This window comes from Ciceribacter azotifigens (assembly GCF_048159625.1).
Classification (GTDB): domain Bacteria; phylum Pseudomonadota; class Alphaproteobacteria; order Rhizobiales; family Rhizobiaceae; genus Allorhizobium; species Allorhizobium azotifigens.
The window spans coordinates 102,411-116,796 of sequence record NZ_JBLQTA010000005.1; the positions used below are offsets into that span (position 1 = coordinate 102,411).

Here is a 14,386-nt window from a genome sequence, read left to right on the forward strand (position 1 = left end):
GACATTTTGTCCGGGAAGGACTGAGTCAATCCGCTTCGGGAAGCCAGATCGTGAAAGTGGTTCCCTCTCCCGGACGGCTCTCGGCGGCCAAGCTGCCCCCCTGTCGAGTAACCAGCGTTTGACTGATCGACAGGCCGAGACCGGTTCCGCCTTGCCGCTTGGTGGTAAAGAAGGGGTCGAAGATGCGATGCAGCACGTCGGGTGTCATCCCGACGCCGGTATCCGTCACCTTGATCGCAACACCCCGCCGCCCTTCATGATCTTCGTCCCGGCTCTTCAGCGTTAACGTGCCACCGTTCGGCATGGCGTGGATGGCATTGACGATCAGGTTCACCAGAACCTGCTGCAGTTCTGTCCGGTTCATCAGCACGAGCCGCTCGGCCGTATCCTCGCGCGAGACCGCGATCGCTCCTTTACTCAGGAGGTGGTGCACGAGCGGCAGGGAATCGGAAATGACATCCGCGACGACGTGCCGTTCGACATACCCGGCGTATTCCTCCGGCTTCGCGAACTGCAGCAGCTTCGTCACGATCTGGCTGATCCGGTGAATCTGTTCGTCGATGAGGCGGAACTCGGTTGCGGCATCCGCCGCGTTGGCGCCGAGAACGCTGCGAACGACGTCGAGGTTACCTTGCAGGACGGCTATGGGATTGTTGATCTCGTGAGCGACTCCGGCCGTGATCTCACCGATCGCGGCAAGCTTTTCGGACATAATCAGCTGCTTGGTCGTCGCCTCGAGCTGTCTGTTGGCGATTTCGAGCTCGTGCGTTCGGGCAGCGACGCGGGCATTGAGCTCCTCGTTCCAGGTCCGGAGTTCGCGATCACGCTGCTGGACCTGGTCCAGAAGCGTGTCGAGATGGTGCGCCACACGGCTGATCTCGTCGTCGGCGGGCGGGAGACCTGTGCGGGCACCGAGTTCCCCCTCTTCGACCCTGCCGATCGTCGCCGTCATGCGTTCGAGCGGCTTGAAGATTCCTCGTGCCCAGCGAAGAAAGATTGGAACGCTGGCCGCGGTCACGGCAAGGAATGCAAGGCCAATGCCGATCAGGGTCTCTGTCTTGGCGCGAGCGAACGGCGCTTCCAGGAAGCCGACATAAAGCATGCCGACTCTCTTGCCGTAGCTGTCGCTGATCGGCTCGTAGGCGGAAACGTACCAGTCATTGACGACGAAGGCGCTGTCTAGCCAGACACGACCATGGTCAAGCACCGCATCGCGAACGGACTTGGACACGCGCGTGCCGAGTGCCCGCTTGTCCTCGAAGAGCCGGACATTCGTGCTAATTCGCACGTCGTCGAGAAAAAGCGTCGCGGTTCCGCGGCTGCCGGTCGGCAGGCTCGCTTCGCGGTAGACGAGATCGTTGATGGTGTCGATGAAGACGAGGTTCTGGTTGAGCAGGATTCCGCCGACCAGCGCGACGTTTCCAAGCCCCGGCACGAATGCGGGGCTCGCGGAATGGACGACCATGCCGCGGTTTTCGATTGTTCGGTCGGTTGGAAGCGCATTCGGCGTCGGTACGAGCTCCAACCGCGCCTGGCTCGCCAGCTGATCTGAGATGGCGGCCAGTTCCTCACTGTTGAAGATGTCGATGGCTGTGCTCGCACGGCCGGAGAGCGCAGCTCGCACGACCGGCCAGTCGCCGCGGATCGGGGCGGCGGCTCCGACGGGCGGAGAGGCGGCAAGTGGGCCACCACCACTGATGACCATCAGGAAATCCAGGCCGAGTCGTTTGCGGTTCTCGTCGAGGAACGCAGGCAGGGAGGCAGCCCCATGCTGGCCGACCACATCGCGAAAGTCGGCCGAGTCCGTCAGTGCCTTCAGGTGCTCACCGGTGTTTTCGAGAATCCGCGACAGATACTGGTGCGCGATCGTAAGATCGCCGTTCACCTTGGAGGTCAGGAGCGCATCGAACTTGGCTTCCCACCGCGCCATGGTGACGGCGAGCAGCACCGGCAATATGACGAGCGTCGGTAACAGCGCGATGGCAAGCAACCGAAAGCGGATCGAGGAGCCGCCCGTGCCAGACACGATGGACGCCGGTCGCTCAGACATTCCACGCCAGGCATTTGCGGTCGATCGTTTTGCGCGAGATGCCCAGTCGTCGCGCCGCTTCGTCCCTGTTGCCGCCAACCTCCTGAAGGACCGCAAGAATGTGTCGCCGCTCGACGTCTTCGAGCGTCGAAGCGGCGGAGGCCGGAGGAAAACGTTGACCCTGGAAGTCGTCGGGGAAGGCACCGAGGATCAGCGAACGCTCGACGAGATTCCGTAGCTCGCGAACATTACCCGGCCAGCGATAACGCAGGAGCGCCGCCCTGACATTCGCGTCGATGGCGACGGGAGGCATCCCGAGTTGCTGGGACAACTTGTCCATGAAGAGTCCCGCCAGTTCGAGCACATCACCGTCCCTTTCGCGCAGCGGCGGCAGAAGAAGCTGCATGACGTTGATCCGGTAGAAGAGATCGGGCCGGAAATTGCCTTGTCTGACTTGCGCATCAAGGTCTGCATTGGTTGCGAAGACGAAGCGGAGGTCGACCGGAACCTCGCGCTCGGCGCCGACGGGGCGCACGCGCCTGTCTTCAAGCACGCGTAGCAGCTTGCTCTGGGTGGCAAGCGGCATTTCGCCGATTTCGTCCAGGAACAGCGTGCCGCCCTGGGCGTGCATGAATAGCCCCTCGCGATTCGTCTCCGCGCCTGTGAAGGAACCCTTGAGATGACCGAAGAGCTCGGATTCGATCATGTCAGGCGGAATCGCGGCACAATTGACCGGTACGAACGGCTTCTCCGCGCGATCCGACAACGCGTGGATCGATCGCGCTGCGACTTCCTTGCCCGTGCCCGACTCACCACTAAGCAGCACGGTCGTCGGCAAGGGAGCGACCCTCGCGATCGTCTCACGAACACGGCGGATCGCCGGGGATTCACCGATCAGTTTGTCGCGAAGGAGAATATGATGAGAGGTGGCCCGTAATTCGTAGCGCAGGACGAAGTTCTCGCGTTGCAACCGCATGCGGTCGAGACAACGGGCGACGGCGTTGAGTATCTGGTTGGAGCGGAAGGGCTTCAGGACGAAATCAACGGCCCCGGCCCTCAGTGCCTGGATCGCCGTCTCGAGATCTGCGTAGGCGGTCATAAGGATCGCGTCGGCGTAGAAGCCGATCGACCTTTGCTCGACCAGCCAGTCGACGCCGTTCCTGCCCGGCATGATATTGTCGAGGATGACGACGTCGAAGTGGTGCCGGTCGAGCTTGCGGGACGCTTCGTCCGTATCGGCCGCCTCCTCGATCCGCTTGCAGCGCGGCCCGAGGGTACGAACGAGAAAATTACGCATTCCCGGCTCATCGTCGACGACAAGAATCGAGGCTTGCGCAAGCCACGGCCCGAATTCAGGCATGCGTTCGGCGGCAGCCGACTTCCGTACCGTCTCTGCCCCCACGCGCCTCTCCCATCCCGTCGATCAGATCACCGGCATAAATAGCAGAGAAGGTGAAGTCACAAAAGCCACGGGATAGGTTTGCGACAGACCGGAAACGTTATGCCGGCTGGGGCCGCTTGACCAGTTTCGCGGCATCGAGAACCAGCGGATCGAGGCCGGCCCCGCCTGCGTCGATGATCTCGAACAGTTGACGCCGCATGCGAGGCTCCCAGAACTTGTTGATGTGTGTGGCTACGCCGCCAATCCGCGTCGTCTCCGGCTGGGAGGCGAAGAAAGACGCGATCTGGTTCGCCATCCGAACTAGCCTTTCGGCGGTTTGCTCATGCGACATCGGCAACGGCTCCTGGAAACGATATGCGGTCAGCATAGGTGAAAACTTCGAAATCCTCGCCGCGAACGACGGCGACGAGGGTCACGCCCGCCTGCTCGGCCGTCTCGATCGCAAGAAGTGTCGGGGCTGAGACAGCAAGCAGGAACCGACTTCCGAGGACCGCCGCCTTCTGGACCATCTCGACCGACAGGCGGCTGGTGACGACGACTGCACCGTCCTCACCGTGAAGGCCAGTCTTGGCAACGGCTCCGCAGAGCTTGTCGAGGGCGTTGTGACGCCCGACGTCTTCACGGATTGCGACCAGCCCCCTTCCCGGTACGAAGAAGCCGGCGCCATGGACGGCGTGCGTCTGCCGGTTGAGATGTTGCGCCGCATCGAGCGCCCGCACCGCCTCCACAATTTCGTCCGCACGCAAGCGCAGTTCGCCACCGCCCACGAACCGTACTGGCCTCAGCGCCTGTTCGATCGATTCAATTCCACACAAACCGCAGCCGACTGGGCCCGCCATGTGGCGGCGACGTGCGCGAAGGGCGTCGGCGACCGGATCGGCGAGCGTCACCTGCACGTCGACGCCGCGCCCCTCGTCAACGACCTCTATACCGACGATCTCCGCCGGATCGGCGATGATACCCTCGGTGAGACTGAACCCGACGGCAAAATCCTCAAGATCCGCCGGCGTCGCCATCATGACGGCATGGGTGGTGCCGCCATAGCTGAAGGCGATCGGAACCTCGTCGGGGACCATGCGCTCGCCGCTCCGCATGCTGCCCGCCCGGAAGACAAGCTCCGACACAGGTACAGCAGCGAGGCGTCCTGAGGTCATTCGGCGGCCTCCAGTTTCCCGGCGATGCGGCGCGACTTCCGCGAGAGGTCTTCATAGTCCTGCTGCCATTCGGACGGACCATTCGACGGGGCGACCTGGACTGCGGTCACCTTGTATTCCGGGCAGTTTGTCGCCCAATCCGAGTAATCGGTGGTGATGACGTTCGCCTGCGTCTCGGGATGGTGGAAGGTCGTATAGACCACGCCCGGCGAGACCCGTTCGGTGATCTCCGCCCGAAGCGTCGTTTCGCCTGCACGGCTGGCGAGCCGCACCCAATCCCCATCCTTGATGCCACGCTGCTCGGCATCGTGCGGATGGATCTCAAGACGATCCTCCGCATGCCATGCGACGTTCTCCGTGCGGCGCGTCTGCGCGCCGACATTGTACTGCGACAGGATTCGGCCGGTGGTCAGAAGCAGAGGGAAACGCGGGCCCGTCCGTTCGTCCGTCGCGACATACTCCGTCCGAATGAACTTGCCCTTGCCGCGCACGAAGCCATTGACGTGCATGATCGGCGACCCTTCGGGGAACTTCTCGTTGCACGGCCACTGCACCGAACCCATCCTCTCCAGGAGATCGTAGGAGACGCTCGCGAAACTCGGCGTCGTGGCGGCGATCTCGTCCATGATCTCCGACGGATGGCTGTAGTTCCACGCTAGGCCCATGGCTTGGGCGAGCATCTGCGTCACTTCCCAGTCGGCATAGCCGTTCTTCGGCGACATGACCTTGCGCACGCGGTTGATGCGGCGCTCGGCATTCGTGAACGTGCCGTCCTTTTCCAGGAAGGTCGAGCCCGGCAGGAAGACATGGGCGTAATTGGCCGTCTCGTTGAGGAACAGGTCATGCACGACAACGCATTCCATGGCGGCAAGACCGGCCGAGACATGCTTGGTGTCGGGATCGGACTGCAGGATGTCCTCACCCTGGATGTAAAGGCCCTTGAACGAGCCGTCGACGGCCGCATCCAGCATGTTCGGGATGCGCAGGCCCGGTTCGTTGTTGAGCGTCACGCCCCACATCTTTTCGAAGGTTTCCCGGGTCGCATCGTCCGATATATGCCGATAGCCCGGCAGTTCGTGCGGGAAGGAGCCCATGTCGCAGGAACCCTGCACGTTGTTCTGCCCGCGCAGCGGGTTCACGCCGACGCCTGGGCGACCGATATTGCCGGTCGCCATGGCAAGGTTGGCGATCGCCATGACGGCCGTCGAACCCTGGCTGTGCTCGGTGACGCCGAGGCCGTAATAGATAGCGCCATTGCCGCCCCGGGCATAAAGCCGGGCCGCACCGCGCACGAGATCCGCCGATACGCCGGTGAACTTTTCGGTCTCCTCCGGCGAATGCTGCGGCTCGGAAACGAAGGCGGCCCAGTCCTCGAACTCGGACCAGTCGCAGCGCTCGCGGATGAAGGCCTCGTTGAACAGACCTTCGGTGACGATCACATGGGCGAGCGCTGTGATGACCGCGACATTGGTACCGGGCTTGAGCGGCAGGTGGAAGTCCGCCCTGGCATGGACCGAATTGACGGTCTCGGTCTCGCGGGGATCGAGCACGATCAGCTTTGCGCCCTGGCGGATGCGCTTCTTCATGCGCGAGGCGAAGACCGGGTGCGCCGCCGACGGGTTGGCGCCGATCACCATGATGACATCGGCGTGCTCGATCGAATCGAAGTCCTGCGTGCCAGCCGACGTGCCGAAGGCCTGGCCGAGACCGTAGCCGGTCGGCGAATGACAGACGCGAGCGCAGGTATCGACATTGTTGTTGCCGAAGCCGGCACGGATCAGCTTCTGCACCAGGAAGGTTTCCTCATTGGTGCAGCGCGACGAGGTGATGCCGCCAATCGAATCCTTGCCGTACTGGTACTGAAGACGGCGGAATTCGGAGGCGACATGCGCAAGCGCTTCTTCCCAGGTCACTTCGCGCCAGGGATCGGTGATCTTCTCGCGCACCATCGGATTGAGAATGCGGTCCTTGTGGGTGGCATAGCCATAGGCGAACCGGCCCTTGACGCAGGAATGGCCGCGATTGGCCTTTCCGTCCTTGAAAGGAACCATGCGCACCAGTTCCTCGCCGCGCATTTCCGCCTTGAAGGAACAGCCGACGCCGCAATAGGCGCAGGTGGTGACGACAGAGTGTTCCGGCTGCCCGATCTCAATGACGGACTTCTCGGTGAGAGTCGCGGTCGGACAGGCCTGCACGCAAGCGCCACACGACACGCATTCGGACGCCAGGAAATTTTCGTGCATCCCCGGCGAGACGCGGGATTCGAAGCCCCGGCCCTCGATCGTCAGAGCGAAGGTGCCCTGCACCTCTTCGCAGGCTCGCACACAGCGCGAACACACGATGCACTTCGACGGATCGTAGGTGAAGTAAGGATTGCTCTCGTCCTTCGGCATCCAGCGCGCGTTCACCTCGCCGGTTCCCGACCTCGCCTTCACGTGATTGTCGCCGTCATAGCCATAACGGACATCCCGCAGACCCACAGCGCCTGCCATGTCCTGCAACTCACAGTCGCCATTGGCCGCGCAGGTGAGACAGTCGAGCGGGTGGTCGGAGATGTAGAGCTCCATCACGCCCTTGCGGATCTGCTTCAGCCGGTCGGTCTGGGTGTGGACCACCATGCCCTCGGTCGCCGGCGTGGTGCAGGAAGCCGGCGTGCCGGCGCGTCCGTCTATCTCGACGAGACAGAGGCGGCAGGAGCCGAAGGCGTCCATCATGTCCGTCGCGCAGAGTTTCGGCACCTCGATGCCGGCTTCCATCGATGCCCGCATGATTGAGATGCCTGCAGGAACCGTGACCCGCTTCCCGTCGACGGTCAGCGTGACGGTGTTCTCCGACCTGGAAGCCGGAGTGCCGTAATCGATTTCAGGAACGAGGGGCATGGCGAGCCTCCTGGTTGAAAACAAAAGAAAAGGTCCGGCAGAGAGCGACGGTCATCTTTGTCATTCCGCCGCCTCCTTGACGGGTGCCGGCGCGAAATCCTCCGGAAAGTGCTTTAGCGCACTCATCACCGGGTAGGGCGTGAAGCCGCCGAGCGCACAGAGCGAGCCGAACTTCATCGTGTTGCAGAGATCGGCCAGCAACGCCTTGTTCTCCTCCGGTTCGATACCGTGCGCGATCCGGTCGACGGTTTCGACGCCGCGGGTCGAGCCGATCCGGCAAGGCGTGCACTTGCCGCAGCTCTCGATCGCGCAGAATTCCATCGCAAAACGCGCCTGCTTCAGCATGTCGACGGTGTCGTCGAAAACGACGATGCCGGCATGACCGATAAGGCCGTCGCGGGCGGCGAACGCCTCGTAGTCGAAGAGCGTGTCGAAGAGCGAGGGCGGGAAATAGGCCCCCAGCGGGCCGCCGACCTGCACGGCCTTGACCGGACGCCCGCTCAGGGTGCCACCGCCGATATCATTGACGATCTCCCCGAGTGAAAGACCGAATGCCGTCTCGTAAAGACCACCGTGCTTGACGTTGCCGGCAAGCTGGATCGGAATCGTGCCATGGGAACGGCCGACCCCGAAATCCCGATAGAAGGCCGGGCCACGATCGAGAATGACCGGAACGGACGCGAGCGAAATCACGTTGTTCACCACCGTCGGACAGCCGAAGAGCCCCTGCAGAGCCGGCAGCGGCGGCTTCGCCCGGACGATCCCGCGCTTGCCTTCCAGACTGTTCAGCAGGGACGTCTCCTCGCCGCAAACATAGGCGCCGGCGCCTTCGCGGACTTCCATGTCGAAGGCACGGCCGGACCCGAGGATGGAGGGGCCGAGAAGGTTGGCTTCCCTGGCAATCGTGATCGCCTTCCGCATCGTCGCGATCGCGTGAGGATACTCGGACCGGGTATAGATGTATCCCTTGGTCGCACCCGTCGCCATTCCGGCGACAATCATGCCTTCTATCAGCATGAATGGATCGCCTTCCATCACCATGCGGTCGGAAAACGTGCCGGAGTCACCTTCGTCGGCATTGCAGACGATGTATTTCGTCGTGCCCGGGGCATCCAGAACCGTCTTCCACTTGATGCCGGTCGGGAAGCCCGCACCACCGCGGCCGCGCAGTCCGCTCTCGGTTACAGCGCTGACGATCTCGCCGGGAGACATCGTCAGCGCCTTTTCGAGCCCCTTGAGGCCGCTATAGGCGCGGAAGTCCTCGAGTGACAGGGGATCGGTGACACCGCAACGGGCAAAGGTGAGGCGCGTCTGGTTGCGCAGGAACGGGATGTCTCTGGTCCGTCCCTGACACAGCGGATGCGCTCCTCCTTCCAGGAAACCGGCAGCAAACAGCCCCGGCACGTCACCGGGACTGACGGGGCCATAAGCGATGCGTCCGTGTTCGGTCCTGACTTCCACCATGGGTTCGAGCCAGAGAAGTCCGCGCGAACCGTTACGGACGACACGGGCGTCGACACCACGCATCTCGATCTCGCGGGAGATCGCCGCGGCGACCCTGTCGGCGCCAACTGCAAGGGCGGCAGCATCGCAGGGAACGAACACGGTTATGGTCATCGACGCACCTCCGCGACCAGCGCTTCACAGCTCTCGTTGTCCAGCCGGCCGTATACCTCGCCGTCCAGCATTGCCGATGGCGCACAGGCGCATAAGCCCAGACAGAAAACCGGCTCCACGGTTACGGCACCGTCGGCCGCCGTACCGCCCCACTCCACGTCGAGCGCCCTTTTCAATTCGTCCGCGAGCCGGTCCGCTCCCATCGACTGGCACGCCTCTCCGCGACAGAGCTTGAGCACGTGCCGGCCGGAAGGTTCCGAACGGAAATCGTGATAGAAGGAAACGACGCCATGCACCTCGGCGCGAGAAAGATTGAGGGCGTGCGCAATGAGGGGCTTTGCATCTTCCGGAATGAAGCCGAACGCTTCCTGGATCGCATGCAAGATCGGAAGCAACGGTCCTTCCGAGAGCTTGTGCGCTTCGATGATCGCACTCGTGCGAGACAAAACGTCATCAACCGATGACCGTATATTCATGATCAGTCCTCCCAAACCGACACGAAATGGCTTCAGCGGGTCGTGTTGAACCGTTTGGGCGTGCCGGTCTTCTGTTCAGTAGCTGTACCGCTCAGTGTACTAGACCGGAAACCTTCGCTGTCCGCTGATTATGGCAGCAAGGATGGCCGACGGGGAGCGTCGGGGTCAATAATGGTGTTTCGTCAGTCGATAGATAAAACCTATCAAAACGCTTCGACCTCGGCCAGCCTCCGGCCTTCATGCAGCAAGGCTGAAACAAGCGGGGTGAACGGCTCACGATGCTGGGCGACGAGGCCGACGACATGCTCCGCCTCCGGCTCCACAAGAGGGATCATCCGGATACCGGCGGAAAAACCGAAAGATTCCGCAACGTTCTTCGGCATGATCGAGGCCCATCGGCCGGTGCGGATGTGCGAAAAGAGCACGATCATCGAGTTTGACTCGAGCGTGGGCTTGGGCACCACGCCTGCTTCAGCCATATGCTGGTTGATGATGCGGCGGTTCTGCATGTCCGCCGTCAATAGACAAAGCCGAAGATCAGCAACCTCGCGCCAGGTCACAGTCTCGCGATCGGCCAGAGGCGAATCCGAGGCAGTGATGAGATGGTAGCGCTCCGCATAAAGCGGCACCATGCTGACGCGGCCGAGCGGCTCGTTGTCGAGATAGGTGATGCCGACATCCACCTCGAAGTTTTCGAGCTGGCTCAGGACCTGCAGCGATGTCCGCGAGATCACCGAGAACGTCACGTCCGGATGCTTGACCTGGAAGGGTTCCGTGATTCTTGGAACGATGGCGAGCGCCGTCGGGATGGCTGCTATTCGGACGTGACCGGCCAATCCATGGCGGGCGGCCCGCATCTCCTCGCGCATCGTGCGGGTGTCGCCGACGATACGCCGCGCCCATTCGAGCACGCGCTGTCCTTCCGGCGTCAGCCCCTGGAAGCGGGAACCGCGCTGGACCAATACGACACCGAGTTGATCCTCGAGCTGGCGAATGGCCGCCGAAAGCGTCGGCTGCGAAATCCCGCACTCCTCGGCCGCACGCCCGAAGTGCCGCTCGCGCGCCAAGGCGATAAAAAATTCCAGCTTGTCGATCATCGCCGCTCCTCTGCGCGAGAAATAGCACAGCTGTCGCCGGCACGGGAAGCGGCCGCGGGATGACGATCAGGAGCGGGTATCGCGTTCCGGCTCGCAATACATCCGGTAAAGAACGGCTAGCAGGTCAGTGAGACCGGGATTGGCGATGCTGTAATAGACCTGTCGGCCCTCTCGGCGTGTCTTGACCAGTTCCTCGATCCGCAGCCGTGCGAGGTGCTGCGAAACCACCGCCTGTTGAATGCCGAGGATCGTCTCGATCTCGCTGACAGTCCGCTCCCCGTTCACGAGGATGCAGAGAATGAGCAGGCGCGATTCGTGCGAAAGCGCTTTCAGCAATTCGCTCGCGGCCGCTGCTTTCGACGTGAAGTCGTCGAGACGGCTCTTATCGGTCACGTCGTCCAGCAAGGCAATTACCATCGCAGTTCGGTTGAGGCACGCATATGCCTAATTCACGAAATGTCATTGTCATAGTGTATCTGTCTCGCAAAACCAAGCCGCAGTTTTCCTGTGTTTCCGTCAGAGGCAAAGGGGCTCCGTCGCTTCCCTGAGCAGCATTCCACGTCTCCGCAGGGCCGCCTGCTCCTCGCGGTCAAGCTCTGGGAAGAGATCGTCAAGTACCCCGGCCGCACCGACGGCGCCACGATCTCGCTGACGCCTCCCATCATCGCCATAGGATAGCCGGCGGAGCCACCGAGCATGCCTGCACCCACGATTCCGATCTTCATGAGAACCTACCAGCAGCTGGAGCCATGCACGACGGGTACCCAAGCCCGCAAATCAGGGCAGCGTGCGTCAAGTCCATGGCAAACGACTGCATGGCCGAGCGTGTTTCCGGCAACAAAAAAAGCGGCCTTCCGGCCGCTCTTCTCTGCATTTCATAGCCCGATCAGGCCGGAATTATGACGCCGTTGAGATGGGTCAACTCTGCAAGATACTGCTCGAGCTTTGTCTTATGCTCCGCGCTGTCGGCCTTTTCGAGCTCGGCTTTGGCCGACTCGATGCGCTTCACCAACGTCTCCCGGTTCAGCTCGCTCATCTCGACCGCCGACTCCGCAAGAAGCGTGCAGCCGGTCGGAAGGATATCTGCGAAACCGCCGAAGACGACGTACCGGCTGGTCTGCCCGGAGGCAAGCTTCACCGAAACGACACCCGGCTTGATCGTGGTCATGGTCGGCGCATGATTGGCCATGACGGTCATCTCGCCTTCGGTCGCCGGGATGACCACTTCGCTCACCTTTTCGGAAAGCAGCAGACGTTCGGGCGAAACGAGTTCAAAGTTGAAATTGTCGGCCATGACTCTTCACTTTTTGAATGGAGGGCAGAGGCGCGCGTCAGAACGCGCGCCCGTTGCGCAATCAGGCAGCTTCCGCGGCCAGCTTCTTTGCCTTCTCGATGGCTTCCTCGATCGAGCCAACCATGTAGAACGCAGCTTCCGGCAGGTGATCGTACTCGCCGTTGACCAGGCCCTTGAAGCCCTTGATCGTGTCCTCGAGCGCGACCAGCTTGCCCGGAGAGCCGGTGAAGACTTCGGCAACGAAGAACGGCTGGGACAGGAAGCGCTCGATCTTGCGGGCGCGGGCAACCGCGATGCGGTCGTCTTCAGACAGCTCGTCCATGCCGAGGATGGCGATGATGTCCTGGAGAGCCTTGTAGCGCTGCAGGGTCGACTGAACCTTACGAGCGACTTCGTAGTGCTCTTCGCCGACGACCAGCGGGTCGAGCATGCGGGAGGTAGAGTCGAGCGGGTCAACGGCCGGATAGATGCCCTTTTCGGCGATCGAACGCGACAGAACGGTCGTTGCGTCCAGGTGGGCGAACGAGGTTGCCGGCGCCGGGTCGGTCAAGTCGTCGGCGGGAACGTAAATGGCCTGAACCGAGGTGATCGAACCCTTGGTCGTGGTGGTAATACGTTCCTGCATTGCGCCCATGTCGGTGGCGAGCGTCGGCTGGTAGCCAACGGCCGACGGGATACGGCCGAGAAGTGCGGACACTTCCGAACCAGCCTGGGTAAAGCGGAAGATATTGTCGACGAAGAACAGAACGTCCTGACCCTTGTCGCGGAAGTCTTCAGCGATCGTCAGACCGGTGAGAGCGACGCGAGCGCGGGCGCCCGGCGGTTCGTTCATCTGGCCGTAAACGAGGGCAGCCTTGGAACCTTCGCCGCCGCCGTGCTTGTTGACACCCGACTCGATCATTTCGTGATACAGGTCGTTGCCTTCGCGGGTACGTTCGCCAACACCGGCGAAAACGGAGTAACCGCCGTGCGCCTTCGCGACGTTGTTGATCAGTTCCATGATGAGAACCGTCTTGCCGACGCCGGCGCCGCCGAACAGGCCGATCTTGCCGCCCTTTGCGTAAGGAGCGAGAAGGTCGACGACCTTGATGCCGGTGACGAGGATCTGGGCTTCCGTCGACTGCTCGATGTAAGCCGGAGCTTCCTGGTGGATGGCGCGCTTGCCGGAGGTGACCAAGGGGCCAGCTTCATCGACAGGTTCGCCGATGACGTTCATGATGCGGCCGAGCGTCTCGGGACCGACAGGAACGGTGATCGGAGCGCCGGTATCGATGACCGGCTGGCCGCGAACCAGACCCTCGGTCGAGTCCATCGCGATCGTGCGAACCTGGTTTTCGCCGAGGTGCTGGGCAACTTCGAGAACGAGGCGATTGCCGCCGTTGTCGGTCTCCAGCGCGTTCAGGATCGCAGGCAGCTCGCCGTCGAACGCAACGTCAACAACAGCACCGATGACCTGGGTAACCCGGCCTGCGGAGCCGGTTGCGGCCTTCGCCGCGGTAGATTTCGGGGTAGCTGCCTTAGCCATGTTTCTTACCCTCTTTCCTTAACCTCAGAGCGCTTCCGCGCCCGAAATGATTTCAATGAGTTCCTTGGTGATCTGAGCCTGGCGCTGACGGTTGTACGAGAGCGTGAGCTTGTTGATCATCTCGCCGGCATTGCGTGTCGCATTGTCCATTGCGCTCATCTTGGCGCCCATTTCGCCGGCGACGTTTTCGAGCAGAGCCCGGAAGACCTGCACCGAGATGTTGCGCGGAATGAGATCGCTCAGGATCGCACCGGCATCGGGCTCATATTCATAGACCGCGGATGCACCGGTTGCGGCGACCGCTCCCGGAGCAGCAGCCGGGATGAGTTGCTGCGCGGTCGGCACCTGGCTGATAACGGACTTGAATTCCGAATAGAACAGCGTGGCGACGTCGAACTCGCCCTTGTCGAACATCGAGATGACCTTGCGGCCAATCGCGTCGGCATTTTCAAAAGCGACGCGCTTGACCTCGCGAAGGTCGGTACGCTCGACGATATTGGCCGAGAACTCGCGACGCAGGCTGTCGTAGCCCTTCTTGCCGACGCAAAAGATCTTCACGGTCTTGCCAGCGGCGAGAAGCCTGCGCGCATGGTCGCGGGCGAAGCGGGCGATCTGCGAATTGAAACCGCCGCAAAGGCCGCGCTCGGCGGTGCAGACGATGAGCAGGTGCACATCGTCCTTGCCGGTCCCGGTCATCAGCCGCGGGGCGCTGTCATCACTGCCAACCGCCTGGGCGATATTGGCGAGGACGGCACCCATGCGCTGCGAATAGGGACGAGCGGCCTCGGCCGCCTCCTGCGCACGACGCAGCTTCGCCGCGGCGACCATTTTCATCGCCTTGGTGATTTTCTGCGTCGCCTTGACGGAGGCGATCCGGTTTTTCAGATCCTTAAGTGAAGGCATCCGTTATCCG

At 62.2% G+C, this 14,386-nt stretch carries 12 protein-coding genes; all 12 read right to left on the bottom strand.

Annotation, left to right across the window (positions count from 1 at the left end; genetic code table 11):
- Positions 1–25: 25 nt before the first annotated feature.
- The 12 genes from ACM6UT_RS09920 to ACM6UT_RS09975 all read right to left on the bottom strand — a co-directional run bounded on the left by ACM6UT_RS09920 (position 26) and on the right by ACM6UT_RS09975 (position 14,376).
- Positions 26–2,050, bottom strand: coding sequence for a sensor histidine kinase (locus ACM6UT_RS09920; protein ID WP_416797175.1), 2,025 nt, complete (start codon positions 2,048–2,050; stop codon positions 26–28).
- Complete coding sequence (locus tag ACM6UT_RS09925) at positions 2,043–3,389, bottom strand: sigma-54-dependent transcriptional regulator (RefSeq protein ID WP_416797327.1); 1,347 nt, start codon at positions 3,387–3,389, stop codon at positions 2,043–2,045. The genes ACM6UT_RS09920 and ACM6UT_RS09925 overlap by 8 nt, the downstream gene beginning before the upstream one ends.
- A gap of 139 nt (positions 3,390–3,528) precedes the next feature.
- Positions 3,529–3,726 carry a formate dehydrogenase subunit delta gene (locus tag ACM6UT_RS09930; protein ID WP_416797176.1) on the bottom strand — a complete coding sequence of 66 codons (198 nt, stop codon included), beginning with the start codon at positions 3,724–3,726 and terminating at the stop codon, positions 3,529–3,531.
- Between the two features lie 25 nt (positions 3,727–3,751).
- Positions 3,752–4,585, bottom strand: a complete 834-nt coding sequence (fdhD, locus tag ACM6UT_RS09935) for a formate dehydrogenase accessory sulfurtransferase FdhD (protein WP_416797177.1) — start codon at positions 4,583–4,585, stop codon at positions 3,752–3,754.
- Complete coding sequence (gene fdhF / locus ACM6UT_RS09940) at positions 4,582–7,464, bottom strand: formate dehydrogenase subunit alpha (protein WP_416797178.1); 2,883 nt, start codon at positions 7,462–7,464, stop codon at positions 4,582–4,584. Before fdhF ends, fdhD begins: the two co-directional genes overlap by 4 nt.
- A gap of 60 nt (positions 7,465–7,524) precedes the next feature.
- Entirely contained in the window at positions 7,525–9,081 is a 1,557-nt protein-coding gene (locus ACM6UT_RS09945; protein WP_416797179.1) for a formate dehydrogenase beta subunit, read from the bottom strand.
- Positions 9,078–9,557, bottom strand: a complete 480-nt coding sequence (locus ACM6UT_RS09950) for a formate dehydrogenase subunit gamma (protein ID WP_416797180.1) — start codon at positions 9,555–9,557, stop codon at positions 9,078–9,080. The genes ACM6UT_RS09945 and ACM6UT_RS09950 overlap by 4 nt, the downstream gene beginning before the upstream one ends.
- Before the next feature lie 203 nt (positions 9,558–9,760).
- On the bottom strand, positions 9,761–10,654 hold the full coding sequence (locus tag ACM6UT_RS09955) for a LysR family transcriptional regulator (protein ID WP_129333877.1): 894 nt from the start codon (positions 10,652–10,654) through the stop codon (positions 9,761–9,763).
- Positions 10,655–10,720: 66 nt separating this feature from the next.
- Positions 10,721–11,071: an ArsR/SmtB family transcription factor gene (locus tag ACM6UT_RS09960; protein WP_416797181.1), complete on the bottom strand. Its 351-nt coding sequence runs from the start codon at positions 11,069–11,071 to the stop codon at positions 10,721–10,723.
- A gap of 469 nt (positions 11,072–11,540) precedes the next feature.
- Positions 11,541–11,948, bottom strand: coding sequence for a F0F1 ATP synthase subunit epsilon (locus ACM6UT_RS09965; protein ID WP_129333880.1), 408 nt, complete (start codon positions 11,946–11,948; stop codon positions 11,541–11,543).
- Between the two features lie 61 nt (positions 11,949–12,009).
- Positions 12,010–13,473 carry a F0F1 ATP synthase subunit beta gene (atpD, locus tag ACM6UT_RS09970; protein ID WP_114362895.1) on the bottom strand — a complete coding sequence of 488 codons (1,464 nt, stop codon included), beginning with the start codon at positions 13,471–13,473 and terminating at the stop codon, positions 12,010–12,012.
- 24 nt (positions 13,474–13,497) lie between these two features.
- Positions 13,498–14,376, bottom strand: a complete 879-nt coding sequence (locus tag ACM6UT_RS09975; RefSeq protein ID WP_416797182.1) for a F0F1 ATP synthase subunit gamma — start codon at positions 14,374–14,376, stop codon at positions 13,498–13,500.
- Between the last annotated feature and the right edge of the window lie 10 nt (positions 14,377–14,386).

Excerpts from the sequence above, each read along its gene's own strand:
- ACM6UT_RS09920 (WP_416797175.1), bottom strand. The coding sequence starts at position 2,050 with ATGTCTGAGCGACCGGCGTCCATCGTGTCTGGCACGGGCGGCTCCTCG.
- ACM6UT_RS09925 (WP_416797327.1), bottom strand. The coding sequence starts at position 3,389 with ATGCCTGAATTCGGGCCGTGGCTTGCGCAAGCCTCGATTCTTGTCGTC.
- ACM6UT_RS09930 (WP_416797176.1), bottom strand. The coding sequence starts at position 3,726 with ATGGCGAACCAGATCGCGTCTTTCTTCGCCTCCCAGCCGGAGACGACG.
- fdhD (WP_416797177.1), bottom strand. The coding sequence starts at position 4,585 with ATGACCTCAGGACGCCTCGCTGCTGTACCTGTGTCGGAGCTTGTCTTC.
- fdhF (WP_416797178.1), bottom strand. The coding sequence starts at position 7,464 with ATGCCCCTCGTTCCTGAAATCGATTACGGCACTCCGGCTTCCAGGTCG.
- ACM6UT_RS09945 (WP_416797179.1), bottom strand. The coding sequence starts at position 9,081 with ATGACCATAACCGTGTTCGTTCCCTGCGATGCTGCCGCCCTTGCAGTT.
- ACM6UT_RS09950 (WP_416797180.1), bottom strand. The coding sequence starts at position 9,557 with ATGAATATACGGTCATCGGTTGATGACGTTTTGTCTCGCACGAGTGCG.
- ACM6UT_RS09955 (WP_129333877.1), bottom strand. The coding sequence starts at position 10,654 with ATGATCGACAAGCTGGAATTTTTTATCGCCTTGGCGCGCGAGCGGCAC.
- ACM6UT_RS09960 (WP_416797181.1), bottom strand. The coding sequence starts at position 11,071 with ATGGTAATTGCCTTGCTGGACGACGTGACCGATAAGAGCCGTCTCGAC.
- ACM6UT_RS09965 (WP_129333880.1), bottom strand. The coding sequence starts at position 11,948 with ATGGCCGACAATTTCAACTTTGAACTCGTTTCGCCCGAACGTCTGCTG.
- atpD (WP_114362895.1), bottom strand. The coding sequence starts at position 13,473 with ATGGCTAAGGCAGCTACCCCGAAATCTACCGCGGCGAAGGCCGCAACC.
- ACM6UT_RS09975 (WP_416797182.1), bottom strand. The coding sequence starts at position 14,376 with ATGCCTTCACTTAAGGATCTGAAAAACCGGATCGCCTCCGTCAAGGCG.